General features: G+C 72.3%; 5 protein-coding genes. 3 read left to right on the plus strand and 2 right to left on the minus strand.

What is annotated here, in order from left to right; all coding sequences use genetic code 11:
* The first annotated feature begins 5 nt into the window (after nt 1-5).
* The 3 genes from ACWDAK_RS04765 to ACWDAK_RS04775 all read left to right on the plus strand — a co-directional run bounded on the left by ACWDAK_RS04765 (nt 6) and on the right by ACWDAK_RS04775 (nt 5,797).
* Complete coding sequence (locus tag ACWDAK_RS04765; protein WP_427393089.1) at nt 6-1,775, plus strand: alpha/beta hydrolase family protein; 1,770 nt, start codon at nt 6-8, stop codon at nt 1,773-1,775.
* Between the two features lie 603 nt (nt 1,776-2,378).
* Nucleotides 2,379-4,040 carry an ABC transporter ATP-binding protein gene (locus tag ACWDAK_RS04770; RefSeq protein ID WP_344634431.1) on the plus strand — a complete coding sequence of 554 codons (1,662 nt, stop codon included), beginning with the start codon at nt 2,379-2,381 and terminating at the stop codon, nt 4,038-4,040.
* Complete coding sequence (locus ACWDAK_RS04775) at nt 4,037-5,797, plus strand: ATP-binding cassette domain-containing protein (RefSeq protein WP_427393090.1); 1,761 nt, start codon at nt 4,037-4,039, stop codon at nt 5,795-5,797. The genes ACWDAK_RS04770 and ACWDAK_RS04775 overlap by 4 nt, the downstream gene beginning before the upstream one ends.
* Here ACWDAK_RS04775 and ACWDAK_RS04780 read toward each other — a convergent pair.
* Together ACWDAK_RS04780 and ACWDAK_RS04785 are read right to left on the minus strand one after the other, a co-directional pair.
* The gene (locus tag ACWDAK_RS04780) at nt 5,765-7,384 is read right to left on the minus strand and encodes an AfsR/SARP family transcriptional regulator (protein ID WP_427393091.1); all 1,620 of its coding nucleotides are present in this window, start codon (nt 7,382-7,384) and stop codon (nt 5,765-5,767) included. The two genes, ACWDAK_RS04775 and ACWDAK_RS04780, sit on opposite strands and share 33 nt — an antisense overlap.
* A 946-nt stretch (nt 7,385-8,330) precedes the next feature.
* Entirely contained in the window at nt 8,331-14,264 is a 5,934-nt protein-coding gene (locus ACWDAK_RS04785) for a WXG100-like domain-containing protein (RefSeq protein WP_449806444.1), read from the minus strand.
* Nucleotides 14,265-14,266 lie beyond the last annotated feature (2 nt).

Raw genomic sequence — 14,266 nt, forward strand, 5'->3', positions numbered from 1 at the left:
CGGCGATGTCCGCCCCGGCGACCGGGATGCAGACGACGAGGCCGACGCTTCGCACGAGCATCCGCTTCTCGGCCGACGGCCGGTTCGCAGCGGGTCTGGCCGGCTGCGATGGCCGGATGTGGGTCGAGCTGTGGTCGTTCGACGGCTCATCGGCACAGTGGCGGGCCCTGCCGTCCGACGCCGGGGAGACCCTGCGGACGCAACCGGTCCCGACACTCGACGGGCGGGTCCTGGTCCTCCGCCCCGGACCGGGGGGTCATCGGCTGACACTGCTGCAACACACCGGGGGTGCGGTCGAGGAGCGGCTCCTCGGCACCGTGGCCACCCGGGGAGCACGGCTGCTCGCCAGCCCCGATCCAGGCCTCCTGGGATGGCTCGTCACCGCGGGAGACTCCATGTCGGTGTGGCGGATCGAGGCCGGTGGCGACCCCACTGTCGCCGAGGCCCTGCGCAGCTCCGAGCGGTTCGGCGGAGGAACCTGGCTCGACCGGGCCGGGCGGCTGCTCTCGGTGAGCCGACGAGTCGGGGGACGGGCCGTCCCCGCGGTGCTGGACCTCGCCACGGGTGATCTCGTACCGGACCCTGCTCTGCCGGGCAGTACGGCGGGCGAGGTGGTGCTGGCCTCCCCCGACTCCGGCCTGCGGGTGCTGGTTTCCCGCGCTGGAGCGGAACTCACGCTCGTTGGACCAGATCTGACGATATGTCGGATACCTGGATTGGGCGGAGAGGTCCGTCCGCTGGCTTTCGCTCCCGGTGGGCGCCGCGTCGCCCTGCACGCGGCGGTCGGCGCGCGCTCCGAGGTGGTCGTCTACGACGTCGACACGGACCGCGTGTCGCGGCTCCACCTGCCGGAGGGTGTGGTGCGGGGGCAGGCCGGCTGGACGGCTGCCGGGCTGCGGTTCCCCTTCTCCGCCCCCACACTGCCGACCGGCATGGCTCTCGTCGAGGAGAACGGCGGATGGGCCTTCAACGGCTCCGAGCGGGTCGGCGTCGAGGCGCACACCGAGTGGCTGGACGGTGCCGGGGGGCCGGTGGAGGCCGTCGTCCACGGTGGGGCCGGCTGGTGGCGCAGGCCCCGGGTCGTGATCGCCCTGCACGGCGGTCCGCAGGCGCACTGGGACCTCGGTCACCAGCCGTTCCTGCAGCGCCTGGCCGCCACCGGAGCCGGGGTGCTGGCCCCCAACCAGCGGGGCAGTACGGGATACGGCCGCGCCCACCGGGACGTGCTCAACGGTTGCTGGGGCGTGCCGGATCTGGCCGACGTGCTGCGGATAGCCGACGAAGTGGCGCGGCGGCGCGCTGCCCTCGGTCTGGCACCCCCCGCCCTCTTCGGCACGAGCTACGGTGCCTACCTCGCCCTGCTCGCCGCCGGATTGCGCCCGCAGCTCTGGAGCGGCTGCCTCGCGGTCGCGCCCTTCCTGTCCGGCCCCCACCTCCACCGGGAGGCGCTCCCACCCACCAGGGCCCTGCTCGAGCGGCTGGACGCCTTGCGGGAACCGCCGGACGGGATCGGCGCCCGCGACCTGGCCCGGGTGTTCGCCGCACGGCCGCCGAGCGGACTGCCGCTGTTCCTGGTGCACGGCCGCCGGGACGAGGTGATCCCGGTCGGCCAGTCGCGGGAGCTGCGCGAGGTGCTGCTGCGCGCCGGGTGGACCGAGGGGCGGGACCTGTTCTGCCACGAGGTGCCGCTCGGCGGTCACTCCCCGCTTGACGACGGTACGGCGGAAGCCGCCCTCGTCGACGCGGCCGCCGGTTTCCTGACCGGCACCCCCTGAGTCTCCGCGGCCGCCCGGCCGCGGTGTTCCGTCCTGCGCGTAGGAGGAGGTGAACGGACATGGAGATCGATGCCGTCGAGGCCCTGGAGATGCTGCCGGGCGATGAGGCCGAGGGCCTGTTGATCTGCGCCAGCACGTGCAGCTGGACGTGCTCCTGGACCAGCGCCGCCGAGTGACAGTTCGTAGGTAACCCACCAACGAGAAGGAGAGCACCATGGAGATCGATGCCGTCGAGGCCCTGGAGATGCTGCCGGGCGATGAGGCCGAGGGCCTGTTGATCTGCGCCAGCACGTGCAGCTGGACGTGTTCCTGGACCAGCGCCGCCGAGTGACAGTTCGTAGGTAACCCACCAACGAGAAGGAGAGCACCATGGAGATCGAGATCGTCGAGGCCCTGGAGATGCTGCCGGGCGATGAGGCCGAGGGCCTGTTGATCTGCGCCAGCACGTGCAGCTGGACGTGTTCCTGGACCAGCGCCGCCGAGTAACACCGCCCCGGGGGCACCGCACGGCCCTCCGTGCGGTGCCCCCAGGTACACCTGACGGCTACGGAAGAACGAGAGGGACTGACGGTGCGATCGGGCGAAATGATGTTCCGTCAGGCCGTGCGGCCGGTTGTAGGGCGGCTGATACTGCTGGCGGCAGCCCAGGTCGGCGGCGCAGCCGTCTCCCTGGCTCTCCCGGCCGCGATGGCCGACGCCGTGGACCGGGTGCTGGCCGGTCGTGGCGGCGGATGGGCGGTATCCGGGATCGCGCTCCTGCTCGCCGCCGCAGCCGTGTGCGAGGTGAGCGCCGAGATCGCCGCCGCTTCGTGCGGAGCCCGGGCCACCGCCACCCTGCGGCGCAGCCTGCTGCGCCGCATCCTTGCCGTTGGCGTGTCGGGGCGGAACCGCCACCCTGCGGGTGACCTCACCAGTCGCGTGGTGGGCAGTGCCACCGATGCCGGGCAGATCGCGGTCACCGTGGTCGGCCTGGCGACCTCGGCCGTCACCTCGCTGGCCGGAACGGTGCTGCTGTGGCGCGTGGACGTCCGCCTGGGCGTCGTACTGCTGCTCAGCCTCGTTCCGGCGCTCCTGCTGGTGCGGATGTTCGCCACCCGGATGTCCGATCTCTTCGTCCGGTACCAGGAGCTCCAGGCCGACATCGCCGCCAGGCTCCTCGACGCGTTGGACGGTATCCGTACCATCCGGGCGGCGGGCACGCTGGACCAGGAGATCGCCCGGGTGCTCGAACCGCTGCCGGACCTGTCGGCCACCGGGGCCGAGACCTGGGCCAGGCAGCGGTCCGTCGTCTGGCGGATGTCCCTGCTGGTGCCGCTGATCGAGGTGGCCGTGCTGACCGCAGCCGGACTCGCCGTGGTGCAGGGCCGCCTGCTGGCCGGCCAGTTTCTCGCGGCTGCCGGTTACACCACGCTGGCTCTCGGATTCCTCAACCAGGTCGACTCGTTGGCGGAGCTCGCCCGGGCCACGGCCAGTGCCCGGCGGGTGACCGAGATTCCGGGGGCGGCCGCGGAAGGGCCGGCCACGCCGGGAGCGGCTCCCGCACCCGGGCCCGGGCGGGTGACACTACGACAGGTGACGGTACGTCGAGGCGGCCGCGCCGTGCTCGATGGCGTCGATGTCGAGATACCAGCGGGATACGCCGTCGCCGTGGTGGGGCGTCCCGGCGCGGGAAAGAGCACCTTCGCCCAGCTGATCGGTCGTCTGGTCGAACCGGACGGCGGTGAGGTGATGCTGGACGACACCCCGGTGACCCGGCTGGACCCGGTCGCGCTGCGCCGGGCGGTCGCGTACGCCTTCGAGCGACCCGTGCTGCTGGGCGAGACCGTGCACGAGGCGGTCGCATACGGCCATGAGCCGCTCAGCCGTGCGGTCGTCGAACGCGCCGCCCGCCTCGCCTGCGCGGACTCCTTCGTCCGGCGGCTGCCGGAGGGTTACGACACCCCGTTGGCGGACCTGCGACTGTCCGGCGGTGAGGCGCAGCGGCTGGGCCTTGCCCGCGCCCTCGTCGGTGAGGCCGGAGTCCTGGTGCTGGATGACGCCACGTCGAGTCTCGATACGGTCACCGAGATGCGGATCGGCCAGGTCATCGCCGAGGACCTGGCGGGCCGTACCCGGGTGATCATCGCCCGGCGTCTGGCCGCGGCCGCCGGGGCGGACCTGGTGGTCTGGCTGGACGACGGCCGGATCCGTGCGGTCGGCCGGCACCCGGTCCTGTGGTCCGATCCGGAGTACCGGGCGGTCTTCGGCCGGGGAGACGCGGCATGAGGCGACCTGGCCGCACCCGACGGGGATGGTCCCTGCTGGCCGGAGAGCTGGCCCGGCAGCGGCACGCGCTGAGCCGGGTCGCCTTCTGGTCGCTCCTTGAGGGCGTACCGGCGCTGCTCTCGGGACGGTTGATCGCCGCCGCGCTCGACGACGGCTTCCTGCGCCACCGTCCCGCGGTCGGCTTCGGCTGCCTGGCCGCCCTGCTGTCGGTCTCGGTCGTGGGTGCGGTGGCGAGCCGGGGCATGTTCCCGTGGCTCGGGGCGACGGTGGAGCCGCTGCGCGATGCCCTGGTCCGCAGGCTGGTCGGCGGAACCCTGGCCGACGCCGTGCACAGCGCCGGCCGGCCGGACAGCCCGGCGGTGGCGCGGCTCACCGGCCAGGTGGAGACCGTGCGTGGTCTGGTCGGCGGGATGCTGCGGTCGTTGCGGCGCACGGCGGTGACGCTGGTGGCGACGGTGGCCGGCCTGTTCACGCTGGCGCCGCTGCTGGCGGCGCTGGTCCTGCCGCCGTTGGCGGTGTCGGGCACCCTGTTCGCGCTGTCGTTGCGAACACTGGCCGACCGCCGCCTGGCTGTCGTCCTCCTGGACGAGGAGATCGCCGCGGAATCCGGGAAGGTGCTGGGAGGCGTCCGGGACATCGTCGCCTGCAGGGCCGAGCGGCGGGCTGCCGCGCGTGTGGGCGAGGCGATCGACCGGCAGGCGGCGGCCGTGGTGCGGCTGGCCCGGGCCGGGGCACTGCGCACTCTGGTGGTGCTGCTGGGCGGGCAGCTTCCACTGCTCCTGGTACTGGCCGCCGCGCCGTGGATGATCAGGCAAGGCCAGCTGACGAGTGGCCAACTGGTCGGCGCCGTCGCCTGTCTGGCTGGAAGTCTCCTGCCGGCCCTGCGGTCGATCGTGAATCTCACCTCGACCTGGGGCATCCAGTTGGGAACCGTGCTGCAACGGCTCAGCGAGAGCGGCGGTGTGCCGGCCCCGGCCGCGGGAGACCGGAAACCGCCTGCCGGGAGCCCGCTGCGGGCGAGTGGTCTGGGCTTCTCGTACGGCCCGCACTCGGAAGCGATCGTGGACGCCCTGGACCTGGACGTCACGGAGGGGGATCACCTGGCCGTGGTCGGGCCCAGCGGCGCGGGGAAGTCCACCTTGGCCCAGCTGCTGATCGGCGGCCTGGTGCCGACCGGGGGCCGGGTCACCTTCGACGGTGTGCCACTGGACCGGGTCGATCCCACCCACCTTCGCCGGTGCGTGGCCCTCATCCCCCAGGAGGCGTACGTCTTCGCGGGCACGGTCCGCGACAACTTCTGCTACCTGGACCCCGGCGCGGGCGACCGGGCTCTCGATGCGGCCGTGGACACGTTGGCACTGCGCCCACTGGTCGACCGCCTCGGCGGGTACGACGGCCGCCTCCCCTCCGGGGGCGCGGGACTCTCCGGTGGCGAGCGGCAGTTGATCGCGGCGGCCCGGGTCTACCTGAGCCCGGCCCGACTGGTCATCCTGGACGAGGCGACCTGTCACCTCGACCCCGAGACCGAGGCACGGGTGGAGCAGGCCTTCCTCCGGCGCGGCGGGGCGCTGGTCGTCATCGCCCACCGCATCAGCTCGGCCGAGCGGGCCTCGCGGGTCCTGCTGCTCGACGGCGCCAAGGCGACCGTCGACTCTCCGGAGCGTCTGCTGCTGGCCTCGCCGCTCTACGCCCGGCTCGTGGGCTACTGGCACGATGACGCCGCTTCAGGGGCTCGGCGCGGCGGTCGCGGGATCTGAGCGGACTACGACGGGGACGACACCGATGGTGCGCATCTGCCTGGTGTACGCGTCATAGCGGCGCCGCGCCTCGCCATGACGCCCGGCCCGGGTGAGCGACTCGATCAGGCCGATGTGGGCCTGCTCGTCATAGGGGTCGTGTTCGAGCAACCGCAGCGCGGCCCGGCCGGCGAGGGCGCTGTCCCCCGACCGCCCTGCCTGCCGGACCAGTGCGTGCAGGACGCAGAGGTACTCGGAGTGTGCCTCCTCCCGCAACGGCAGGGCCCACTCCGCGTAGAGGTCGTCCGCCAGGAATGCGCCCTTGTATAGCTGCTGGGCCAAGGCCAGCGGCCTGGTCGAGTCACCGCCCCGCCGGTCCGCGTCCAGGGCCTCGGCGGCCTGGTCGAGGAACCGCATGACGTCCACCTCGGTGCGCAGGAGGTCGAGCTGCACCGCATCGCGGTCGGCGACCAGGGGGCTCTCGCCACCGCATCGCCGGGTGCCGAGGAGGGCGGTCCTGGTGGCGGAGAGAACCACGGACAGGCGGTTTCCGAGCCGGTCCGGGGCCTCGCCCGGCCAGAGGAAGTCCATGAGCTGTTCCCGGGGCACGGGAGCCCCGCGCCTGGCCAGCAGCAGCTTCAGCACCTGCCTGGCCTTGGCCGACTTCCACTCGGCGGCGGGCACGGCGCGGCCGTCGCGCAGGACCTGGAAGCCACCGAGGGTTCGGAAGGAGACCCGGCGGCTGTCCTTACGCGTGGGTGCGGGGACTTCGGCTGCCAGGCACCTGCGGACCGGCTCCAGGAGCCTCGGTTCCGCGATGGGACCGGTACCGTCGAGGACCAGACCCCGCCGGCGGAGGTCGTCCAGCGGACCCGGGCCGGCGCTCTCCACCCGGCCCCACCGGCTGAGCAGCGCGAGGTTCTCCGCGGGCTCCTTGGCGAGGACCTCCTCGCGCACGTAACGCATCAGGACCTGCGGACCGGCGTGGACTTTCGCGAGCAGGCCGGGCCAGCCGTCGGGCGGCGTGTCGCGCAGCGCGTCCACGGTGAGCCGGAGGGCGGCCGGCCAGCCGTCGGTGCATCCGGCCATCAGCCCGGCAAGCCTCGGGTCACAAGGCCCGGCCGCCAGGGACAGGAACCTCGCGACGGATTCCTCGTCCATCCGCAGCGCGCGGGCGTCGAGGTCGGACAGCTGGCCACGCCCGCGCAACCGGTGCAGCCGGACGGCGGGTTCGTGTCGCGCGGCCAGGACGATCCGAAGGCCGCCGGGAGCACGGTCGCACAGGTGGTCCACCAGGTGTGCGGTCGCGCTCTCGTGGGCGAACTGGTGGGCGTCGTCCAGGACGAGGACGACGTCCTCGCGGAGCCCCGCGTTCAGCGCGTCCAGCAGGGCGGCCCGCGGTGACTCGGCCGGGGCGGTCCACTCCGGCTGCGGAGCACGGAGGAAGGGCCGCAGCGTCGTCAGCAGGTCCCGGACGAACCGGCCGGCGAGCTGGTGGTCCTCGTCGACGGTGAGCCAGGCCACCGGCCGCCCGCGGGCCCACGCCGCCAGTGCCGTCGACTTCCCCCAGCCCGCTCCCGCGAGCAGGAGAGTGACACGGCGCCGCACCGCGGAATCCAGGAGCCTCGTCAGCTCCGGGCGCGCCACCCACGCGTCGGGCAATGCCGGAGGGCGTAGCCAGCCCGGCACGGTCACCGGGTCCTGCTCACCTGACGTGCCCCACCATTCGGCGCCGAACAATCCGTCCCCCTGATCGTAGGAGAGAAGAACGCTGCCGATGATGCCCGTACACGCCCGAACGGACATGGGGGTGGCGCACCCATTTTCCGGGCGGCCGCCACGCAGAGCGGGCCTCGGGAGGCGAACCGCTACCGCGTTCAAGGCCGCGCTCTCGGTTAGGCGAGCCGTTGGGCGGCTACACCGGTATGCGAGTACGGCGGCTGGCCGATGGGCTGCTCCGCCAGCCGGGCCGTCCATGCCAAGGGTGTTCGAGCCAGGTCTGTCGGAGCAGTCGCTCCAACAGACCGCGGCCCGGCGTCGTACGACCCGGCGGCTGCAACTGGTCGGCGTCGCAGCCGCCTTGAGAGAGGCATCACGTTCTGCTCACAGGCCGGGCGCCTGGAAGCCGTTCAGGTACCGAAGGCGGCGGCGTACCGGATCAGGGCGATCGCAGTGACGAGGGTACCGCCAGCCGGGGGAGTGCCCAGAGGGGCCGGCAGCGGTGCCGGACCACGAGGCCTCGCCGCGAGCACCACCGAGAAGAGCTGCCGGATGGGCGTCGTGGCGAGCCTGCCCATCGGCATCGCACACAGGACCACGGCCAGCCGCAGCACCGACTACGGGACCGGGTACCGGCGGGTCGCCGATCGTGCCCATGCCCACGAGGGCATCCCGAGCCGCAACAGCGGGACCGAGTCACAAGGTCCCGGGCCGCAACAGCGGGACCGAGTCACAAGGTCTCGGGCGATAGGCCGTCAGGTGCTTCGTCCGTCCCTTGAGACCCGACCGTGGCTATCGCCCGGGACCTTGCCCACTGGTCACCGTGCGGCTTTTCCTACCGTCGCGCTTGCGGGTTGCGGAAGTACCTGACCAGTTCCTCGATCGCAGCCCTGGCCTCCGACGGACTCCCTGAGGTGCGGACGGTCTCCACCAGGTCGTGCAGGTGCTGGTTGCCGCCCCGATCCGGAAGGAAGGCCATACCGAAGCGCTCCGGACTGAACGCTTCCCGGCCCTCCTGCCAGGCCTGGGACACCGCACGGCCACCCACCTCCGGACCGAACTCGGCCCGGAGCGCATGCTCCCACTTCAGCACACCCTCGAAGTAGTTCGCGGCATGCTGCTCCTGAACCGGGTTCCTCGCCGCACCGGCGTTGAGCACCCCGAGGGTCTTGTGGTGGAAGGTCCGGTCTGCGAGTGCCACGACCGCGTCCTCGTTCACCGGTCCGACCGCTCCCGCCAGCCCCCGCCAGTCGTGATAGGACGCCTGCAGCTCGTCCGCCGACACGTGGCTGCTGAAGGGCGCCGCGCCGTCGAAGTGGCTGGCCAGCTGCTCCGGGGTGGCCGCGATGTCCGACCTTCCGTTGAGGTACGGCAGGTCCAGCTCACCGCTGCCGGTGGCCTGGCCGCCCTGGAGCTCATCCGCGAACGTCGCGTGCGGCAGCTTCTGATGGACCGCCACATAGACCTTCATCAGGTTGCTGAACCGCTCCGGCCACTCGTGCTGGGGAGTGTTCTCGAGCCCGCCCAGCTCAGTGCGCGCGGCCGTCACCCAGTGGTTCACGAAGGGGTCGGCGGTCAGCGCGTTCGGGGGGACGTCGTTGAACCGCTCGGTCAGCCAGCTGTGGAGCTCGCCGACGGGCTTGCCCTCGAAGGAGTGCGCCGCCGCCCGCATAAGGGACCACGATGAGGTGTGGGACATCTGGGCACTGCCGAACTTGGTGTCCGGCCGCGTGTTGCTCACCATGACCCGTCCGATCCGCGGCGGGTTCCCGGGTTCGATCGAGAGGTCCGTGAAGAACGAGGACCCGATCTCCACCTGGTGCGGCTGGTGGATGCCCTGCGGCAGCTGGGCATGCGCCGGGGACACTCCGACCGCGGCCGGGATGTCCAGCTTCTGCCGGAGTTCGCGCAGGGGAGCGGACTCCTGCCCGAGGGCGTCGACGCTGTAGTGCTCCGGGTAGGCCCGTTGGAGGGTCCGCAGCATGTGCAGCTTGGCCTCCACCCGGTTCTCCGGTGTCAGCGACGAGTTGTTCCTGCCGTCGAAGAGTTCGCTGACGCGATCCGCCGAGACGGGCCCCTTCTCCAGCTCGCTGAAGATCGACGCCTCACCGTGCCCGACGGCGCGCCCGACCTTGTAGGTCGCGAACGAGGTCAGCTGGGACAGCTCGACGTAGCCGGACACCAGGTCGCCGACCTGCTTGTGCCACTCGTGCACCGACTGCCCCGGCGGCGGGGTGTCGGGTATCTGGTTCAGCCGTGCCGTGATGTCGTTCCAGCGGTTCAGGACCTTCTGGTGGGTCGACGCGGAGACGCCGGCGCCGGTCGGCTTGAACTGCTGCATCTCCGTGATCTCGTGCTTCAGGTCGGGCCACAGCTCGCTGACCGGCCGACGCGACATCCCGGCGACGGCGCGCGTGGTCAGACCCCACGGCACGGTGTGTGATTCCTGCTTCTCGCCGAAACGAGTCATCGGCCGGTCGGTCGAAAGGTCGAGCTTCGTGACCCACACCTTGTCGGGTGTCACCTGTCCGTGCTGCTGGGGACCGTCCACCCCGAGCCGCACGGCCACCGGCAGCGGGCGGCGGTTCTCCAGCTGCGGTGCCGGACTCGGCGTGTGCTGCGACGCATCGTCCATGACCACGTCGCCGTCCGAGAACGGCGCCGGGCGGGGCAGGTCGTGGACGGCGCCGGGGCCTTCGTGCGGCATCGGCGGCGCGGGCGGGACGTGGGAGCCCTGCGGGGCAGCGGGGTGAGGGTCCTCGATCGCGTGGGCGTCCGAGAACGGATCCTCGATCGCGTGGGCATCCGAGAACGGGTCATCGACCGGGCTGTGCGGTCCAGCGGCCGGTTGGTGAGTCGGTGCGGCGTGGCCGGCGGGTGCCGGGCTCTCCGGCATGCGCTCGTCGACGCCCGCCCAGAACTCGCGGAAGTCCTCGTACTGGCCGGTGTTGGCGCGCACCTGGTTGGCCGGCTCCGAGTGGATCGCCTTCGGGTCCGCACCGTACAGGCGCTCCAGCAGCGGGACGAGGTCCGGCTCGTGCTGGCGCACCCAGTCGGGGCCGTTGTTGCGGCCCGGGTCGTTCGGGCCGGCCTTGGTGTCCTTGCCGTGGTTGGTGCCCAGCCAGGCGTTGGTGACCTGCGCGAAGTACTCGTGGTCGTCGCTGCGGGAGTAGTTGTCCTGGTGCGTGCCGTCCACCCAGATCGCGGACGGGTCGTTGAACTTCTTGTCGTAGGTGTCCTTGATCAGCTTCTTGTCGGCGTCCGAGAGCGCGAAGTCGTGGATGGTGTGGGCGAATTCGTGGGTCGTGGTGGAGTAGCCCTCCGCGTAGTGGGACGAACCGCCGACGGTGGTGTGGTCGCCGGTCAGGTTCTCCTCGGTGAAGGAGGTGTTCTTGCCGCCCGAGCCGCGGATGTCGTCGTAGTTCCGGCCGCCGCCTGCGCCGGTGTGCGTGGTCCGGCCCGCGTACTGCTCCAGGCCGGGCAGCGTGGTCTGCGGCTTGTCCTTGGGGGCGACGCCGATGTTGGCGCCGTTCTTCAGCAGCCGCGCCGCGACGTCCGGGTCCTGGAGCATGCGCTCGACCTGTGCGTGAGCCTCGTTGCGCGCCGAGATGGGGGCGTGCACCTCCTGCGGCACGTGCACCAGCAGGTGGGCCGCCGTGCGTGCGAACTCCTTCGGCGTCAGGTTGGCGCGGAGCTGGTCGACGGCCATCGCGTTCGTCGCCAGCTTGCGACGGTCCGCCAGGCTCATGCCGTCGATCGCGTGGAGCCGGTCCGACTCGGACATGTGCGAGAGCGCGCCGCCCTGCCTCCCCAGAGCGCGGACCTCGTCGTTGATCAGGTCGTTGCCCTGCCTGCGCAACTGCTCTAGTTCCGCCTCGCGCTCGGCCCGTCGGCGATCGAAGATCTCGTCGTGCGGGGGCGTCGCGGTCTGGCGCTGGTCGTGGCCCAGGGCGTTGGCGGTGTCCGAGACCCGGTGCCCGCCGCCGTCCGCGCGCAGCTGGTCCAGCTCCGCCTGACGCTCGGCGCGTCGCCGGTCGAAGAACTCGTCCTGCGGCGGCCGGGACGTCTGGCGCTGGTCGTGGCCCAGGGCGTTGGCGGTGTCCGAGACCCGGTGCCCGCCGCCGTCCGCGCGCAGCTGGTCCAGCTCCGCCTGACGCTCGGCGCGCCGCTTGTCGAAGACACCCTCGGAACGGCCCGGGCGCGGGCCCGACCTGCCGAGCCCCGTACCGCCCGTGGTGGGAGTGGTGGTCCGCGGGGCGGGCGGCGTGGCGCTGCTGTGAGGGGACGACGACGTGGTGGGCGGGGCGGGGTGAGCTCCGCCGCCAGCGGAGTGACCACCGCCGCCGGTGGGGAAGGGCGGCGGCACCGGGATGCTGCCCGGTGCGGCCGTGGGGCTGGACGCGGGCGCGTCGGTGGGTACGTGCTCGGCCGGCGACGCCTGGGGCGGCACCGACTCGGTCGGGACGGCCGTGTTGTCCAGGTGGATGTCACCGGGGGTGGGCGCGGGCCGCGACGGCGCTTCGTTCCTGGGCGCCGCAGGCGCCGTGGGCTCGGGCCGGAACGCGGGCATCGAGGGCGCGGACGGCGCAGGCGGGGCGGCGGGTACGCCGCTCTGGTGCGGGGTCGCTGCGGACGCGGGCGACGGTACGTCGGCGTGCGGGGTCGCCCCGGCTGACGGTACGTCGGAGTGCGGCGTCACCACGGACGGCTCGGTGGTGACCGGGTGGGTCGTACCGGGGTCGGTGACCGGCGTGGCCATGTGGTCCGGCTTCGGGGTCGCCGGCTGCGGCTCGTGCTGCTCCGGACGCGGCGCAGCCGTATGGTCCGGCGCGGGCGTGGGCGCGGCAAGGTGCGGTTCGGTGCTGGCCGGGCGCGGGTTGCTCTCGTGATCGGGCGCGGGAGTTGGGACGTGCGTTTCCGACGTGGCCGGGTGCGGGGTGAACGACGGCGTAGGTGTGTGCTCCGGCGCAGGCGTCGAAACGTGCGGCTCCGATGTGGCCGGATGCGGGGTGAAGGTGTTCGACGGCGTAGGCGTGTGATCGGGCGTGGGAGTTGGGACGTGCGTTTCCGACGTGGCCGGGTGCGGGGTGAAGGTGTTCGACGGCGTAGGCGTGTGATCGGGCGCGGGAGTTGGGATGTGCGTTTCGGGCGTGGCCGGGTGGGGGGTGTTCGACGGCGTAGGCGTGTGATCGGGCGTGGGAGTTGGGACGTGCGTTTCCGATGTGGCCGGGTGCGGGGTGAAGGTGTTCGACGGCGTAGGCGTGTGATCGGGCGCGGGAGTTGGGATGTGCGTTTCGGGCGTGGCCGGGTGGGGGGTGAACGACGGCGTAGGTGTGTGCTCCGGCGCAGGCGTCGAAACGTGCGGCTCCGATGTGGCCGGGTGCGGGGTGAAGGTGTTCGACGGCGTAGGCGTGTGATCGGGCGCGGGAGTTGGGATGTGCGTTTCGGGCGTGGCCGGGTGGGGGGTGAACGACGGCGTAGGTGTGTGCTCCGGCGCAGGCGTCGAAACGTGCGGCTCCGATGTGGCCGGGTGCGGGGTGAAGGTGTTCGACGGCGTAGGCGCGGGAGTCGCTGGGTGCGGCTCCGAAGCGGCCGGACGAGGCGCGAAGGACTCCGACGGCGCGGCCGAGTGGCTCGGGGGCGTGGAGTCCAGGTGCGGGGTCGCGAACGGCTCCGAACCGCCGCGGCCGGGGCCGGCGGTGGACGGGTCGTGCGGGGTGAACGGCGTCAGCGAAGGCCGGTCCGCCGGGGCGGATGACGGCGCGCTGTGGTCCGAACTGCCCGGGCCGCGGTAGCTGTTGGACGGCGAGTCGGCGTGCGGCGTGCCGGAGAAGGTGGGCAGTTGGCCCCCGTGCGGGACGTTGGCTGTGTCCGGGACCTTGAAGTGGTCCTTCACGGCGGAGCCGGCCGCGTGCGCGCCGACGCCGCCCGCGCCGCTCAGGCCGGAGCCGAGCAGGCTGTTGGTGTCCACGTGGCCGGTGGTGATGCCCTGGGTGATCACGTCCGTTCCTACGCCGACCGCCGCACCCGTGGCCATCTTGCCGGGGAGCGAGCCCATGGCCTGGCCCATGCCCAGTTTCTCGCCGGCCGCGCCAACCCCCTTGCCCAGCACGTGGCCTGTCGCACCGGCCACCGCGCCACCGAGCGCGTTCTGGCCGAGCTCCTTCATGTCGATGCTCTTGCGGTGGCCCTGCATCACCTCGATGGTCTGCGCCATCAGGTTGATGGCCGCCATCTGCACCGCCTGCTTGACGGCGTGCTCCAGCGCCTCAGTGAGCAGCTTCTTCAGGATCTGCCCGACCACCTCGCGGGTGATCCCGACCACGATCGGGATCTGGGCCATCGAGGCTCCGAAGGTGACCGGCGCCTCGGCTTCGGCGGTGGCGATGTCGAAGGCCAGAATGCCGAGTTGGGCGACGATCTGGATCTTCGCCGTCTCCGCCGAGTTGGCCATCGCCTCCAGCATGTCGCCCATGCCGTTGCAGCCGTCGATCAGACCGGGGAACAATCCGGGATCGTCCTTGGTGCCCTTGCCGGTGGTGTACTGGGCCCAGTGCTTCGTCAACGCCTCCGCCGCCGCGCCCTGTTGGCCGTCGAGCGCGCGCTTCACCGCGGCGTCGGCGGAGTGGGCCGCGTCCTGCAGGCTCTGGGCCGCCTTGCGCCAGTGGTCCGCCATCTCGCGGAGCTGGTCTTCGTCCGCCTCCGGCCAGCGGGTACCCGCCAGCAGGAGCAGCACCCACTGCAGGGGCTCGGGCAGTTCGACCGCCATGG

This window comes from Kitasatospora sp. NPDC001175 (genome assembly GCF_053598215.1).